This window comes from Neoroseomonas alkaliterrae (genome assembly GCF_014199195.1).
Lineage (GTDB): Bacteria > Pseudomonadota > Alphaproteobacteria > Acetobacterales > Acetobacteraceae > Neoroseomonas > Neoroseomonas alkaliterrae.
Window position 1 is genome coordinate 1 of the sequence record NZ_JACIJE010000031.1, and the last position, 3,427, is coordinate 3,427.

A 3,427-nucleotide genomic window follows, 5' to 3' on the forward strand; every position below is an offset into this window, starting at 1 on the left:
ACCAGCCCCGCGCAGACCACGCCGCCCGAGCCGACCCGCGTCGCGCCCGCACCGGCCGTGCCGGCGATCGATCTCGAGGCCATCCGCGCCAAGGCAGAGCGCGCCGCTGCCGAGCGCATCGCCAGCTACGAGCCGGTGCTCGCCGCCGCCCGCGGCCTGCTCGCCGCGGACACCCTCGACGCGCTGCGCCATGCCGCCATCCGCGAGCGCGTCAGCCCCGAGGTGCTGCGCAGCCGCCTGTGGGACGCCTTCACCCAGACGCAGACGAGCCGCCCGACGCTCCCGGCCCGCCCTGAGACCGGCCCCAGCCACGACGACCCTGCGCAGATCCTCGACGCCATGGCCGAGGCGCTCGCCGCGCGCTCCATGCCCGGCTACCAGCCGCAGGGTTCGGGTCGGCATGCCGAGTTCATGGGCTGGCGTCCCTCCGACATGATCGGCGAGCTGCTGCGCGCCCGGGGCGAGCGGAGCGTGCCGCGCAACCCGACGCTGCTCGCCGAGCGCGCCTTCCACACCACCTCCGACTTCCCGGCGCTGCTCTCGGCCGCGGCCAATAAGATGCTGCTCGCGGCCTACCAGCCGGCCCAGCCGACCTACCGGCAGATCTTCCTCCGGCGCGACTTCCGTGATTTCAAGCCGCACCGGCATCTGCGCATCGGCGACTTCCCGACCCTGCTGCCGCTCGCCGAGAATGGCGAGATCCAGGTCGGCACCATGTCCGAGAGCCAGGAGATCGTCCTGCTGCAGACCTTCGCCCGGCGCATCCGCGTCACGCGGCCGATGCTGGTCAACGATGATCTCGGCGCCTTCACCGACTTCGCCGCCGCCATCGGCCGCCGCGTCGCCGAGTTCGAGAACGCCACCGCCTACAACCTGCTGAACTCGGCCAATGGCGACGGCCCGACGCTGACCACCGGCAGCGCGCCCGTATTCGCCACCGGCGCCGCGCGCGCCAACAAGGCCAGCACCGGCACGGTGCTCGACACTTCGACTATCGGCGCCGGCCGCACCGCCATCATGAAGCAGCGCACGCTCGACGGCCTGCCGATCTCGATGGGCCAGACCATGCGCCTGCTGGTGGGGCCGAACCTCGAACTCGCCGCGCGGCAGGCGACGGTGGTCGTGCAGGCGAGCGAGATCGGCAAGGCGAACGTCTTTGCCGGCTTCGTGCAGCCGGTGATCGAGCCGCTGATCCAGGCGAGCCGCTGGTACCTGTTCTCCGACCCGGTCGCCGCGCCCGTCTACGTCTACGGCTACCTCAACGGCGCCGAGGGGCCGCAGGTCACCACCGGCCCGGTGCAGGGCGCGGACGGTGTCGAGGTCAGCGTGATCTTCGACTTCGGCGTCGGCGCCATCGACTGGCGCGGGGCGTGGTTCAACCCGGGCACCTGATCCTTCCCACCACCACAGCAGTTTCGTCGAGGGCGTCCTGCGGGGCGCCTTCGGCGTTTCAGGAGACCCTTCCATGCGCAACTGCATCCGCCCCGACGCGCGCTCCATCCCGATGGTGGTGCCCTACGCGGGGGGCATCCTCTCCGGCCAGGGCCTGCTGGTCGGTGCCTTCTTCGGGGTCGCGGCGTCCGACGCCGCGCAGAACGCCAGCGTCGAGTGCGAGACCCGCGGCGAGTTTGAACTGACCAAGGAGCCCGCGCTGGCCATCAGCCAAGGCGCGCGGGTCTTCTGGGACAACACCAACCGCCGCATCACCACCACCGCGACCGGCAACTTCCAGGTCGGCCTCTGCACCGTCGCCGCACTCGCGGCCGACGCCACGGTCCGCGTGATGCTGGCCCGCGTCCCGGCGTCCGGCGCATGAGCGGCGATCCGAAGACCAGCCGGGGCTACCGCAACCGCAACCCCGGCAACATCGAGCACCTCGCCACGAACAAGTGGCTCGGCCTCGAGACGCCGCCCTCGGACGGGCGCTTCTGCCGCTTCCGCTCGCACCAGCACGGCATCCGCGCCCTCGCCCTGCTGCTGCAGAGCTACCAGGACCGGCACGGCCTGCGCACGGTCCGCGGCATCGTCGCGCGCTGGGCGCCGAGTAGCGAGAACGACACCCGCGCCTACCAGGCGGCGGTCGCCGCGCGGCTCGGTGTTGGCCTCGACGATCCGATCGACCTGCACGACGCCGCCACCATGCGCGGCCTGGTCGAGGCGATCATCCGCCACGAGCTCGGCGGCATGCCCTACGCGCCGGAGACGATCGCGGAGGGCCTGCGCATGGCCGGTCTGGTCCAGCCGGGCCTCGCCCACAGCGAGACGGTCCGGGCCGCCGCGGGCTCGGTGGTCGCCGGCGTGACCGCGGCGGCAGTGGTCGATGCGGTCACCACCCTGGCCCCGGATGCGGAGGGGCTGGCTGCGGTCCTGCGCGCGCTCGGCCCCTGGGGCGTCGCCGCCGCGGTGATCGGCGTCGCGGCCTGGACAATCCACCAGCGGCTGCAGCGGCAGCGGGAGGTCACCCGATGACGGACCACGACCGCGAACTCGGCACCATCGTCACCCGCCTGACCGAGATCGAGCGGCGCCTGGCGGAGGGCGACAAGGACATGCGCGAGCTCACCCGCACCGTCACGGAGCTGGTCAAGGCGATGGCCGGGCTGACGGCGCGGCTATCGCTGGCGGCCGGCGGCGTGCCGGGCGCATCGCCTGCCATCCCGGCGACGGGTGCGGCCGCGGCCGGCGGCATCGTCGGCGCGGCGGTCGGCGCGAAGCTCGCCTCCTGGCTCGGGCTCGGCTGAGCCGCCATGGGCGTGTTCGACGATGCGCTGGCGGTGCTCGCCGCCGACCCGAACCTCGGGGTCGAGGCGACCTACCGGGCGGCGGGCACCGGCGCTCCCTTGGCGATCCGTGTGCTGCGCTCCAGTCCCGACCGGGTGGTGGATGCCTTCGATACGGCGGTGCTGCGCGCGACTGACGTGCTGACGGTCGCCATCGCGGCCCTGCCAGCGATCGAGCCGGGCGACACCTTTACCCTTGGCGCGGACCTGTTGACGGTGGACAGCGCCGAGCGGGACGCTGCCGGGGTCGCCTGGCGCGTGCTCTGCCAGCGGTAGGCTGTGCGGCTCACCGCCGTCGTCGGCGACTTGCGCAAGGCGCTGGCCGAGGAGGTCCGTGCCGGCGAGCGCGCCGCATCCAGCGCCGTGCGCGCCGAGACCGACGCGCTCAAGGGCGAGCTGCGCCAGCAGGTCACCGGCTCGCTCGGCGGCAAGGCGCGCGGCATCGCCAATGCCTGGCGCTCGCAGGTCTTCCCGCGCACCGGCGTGTCGCTGCGCGCCGCCGGCCTGGTCTGGAGCAAGACCCCGCTGGTGATCGAAGCCTTCGAGCGTGGGGCGCTGATCCGGCCGAAGGGCGGCGGGCGGTTTCTGGCGATCGCCACCGGCTTCAACGCCGCGCGCGGCTGGCGCGGTCGCGGCGACAAGGGGCT

At 73.3% G+C, this 3,427-nt stretch carries 6 protein-coding genes; all 6 read left to right on the top strand.

The features are described 5' to 3' along the window. The coding region (locus tag FHS88_RS20230) for a Mu-like prophage major head subunit gpT family protein (RefSeq protein ID WP_246420447.1) at positions 1 to 1,392 on the top strand (1,392 nt) is incomplete at its 5' end. Positions 1,393 to 1,465: 73 nt separating this feature from the next. Then, positions 1,466 to 1,816 (top strand): DUF2190 family protein, encoded by a 351-nt coding sequence (locus FHS88_RS20235; RefSeq protein WP_184487297.1) that lies wholly within the window; start codon positions 1,466 to 1,468, stop codon positions 1,814 to 1,816. Continuing rightward, complete coding sequence (locus FHS88_RS20240; protein WP_184487298.1) at positions 1,813 to 2,469, top strand: structural protein; 657 nt, start codon at positions 1,813 to 1,815, stop codon at positions 2,467 to 2,469. Before FHS88_RS20235 ends, FHS88_RS20240 begins: the two co-directional genes overlap by 4 nt. Then, positions 2,466 to 2,741: a hypothetical protein gene (locus FHS88_RS20245; RefSeq protein ID WP_007005774.1), complete on the top strand. Its 276-nt coding sequence runs from the start codon at positions 2,466 to 2,468 to the stop codon at positions 2,739 to 2,741. Before FHS88_RS20240 ends, FHS88_RS20245 begins: the two co-directional genes overlap by 4 nt. 6 nt (positions 2,742 to 2,747) lie before the next feature. Beyond that, complete coding sequence (locus FHS88_RS20250) at positions 2,748 to 3,056, top strand: head-tail joining protein (protein WP_184487299.1); 309 nt, start codon at positions 2,748 to 2,750, stop codon at positions 3,054 to 3,056. Between the two features lie 3 nt (positions 3,057 to 3,059). Next, positions 3,060 to 3,427: DUF6441 family protein (locus tag FHS88_RS20255; RefSeq protein WP_338146691.1), on the top strand; the 368-nt coding region annotated here is incomplete at its 3' end.

Bases quoted from the DNA above. Each gene is read 5' to 3' on its own strand.
- FHS88_RS20235 (WP_184487297.1), top strand. From the start codon at position 1,466: ATGCGCAACTGCATCCGCCCCGACGCGCGCTCCATCCCGATGGTGGTG.
- FHS88_RS20240 (WP_184487298.1), top strand. From the start codon at position 1,813: ATGAGCGGCGATCCGAAGACCAGCCGGGGCTACCGCAACCGCAACCCC.
- FHS88_RS20245 (WP_007005774.1), top strand. From the start codon at position 2,466: ATGACGGACCACGACCGCGAACTCGGCACCATCGTCACCCGCCTGACC.
- FHS88_RS20250 (WP_184487299.1), top strand. From the start codon at position 2,748: ATGGGCGTGTTCGACGATGCGCTGGCGGTGCTCGCCGCCGACCCGAAC.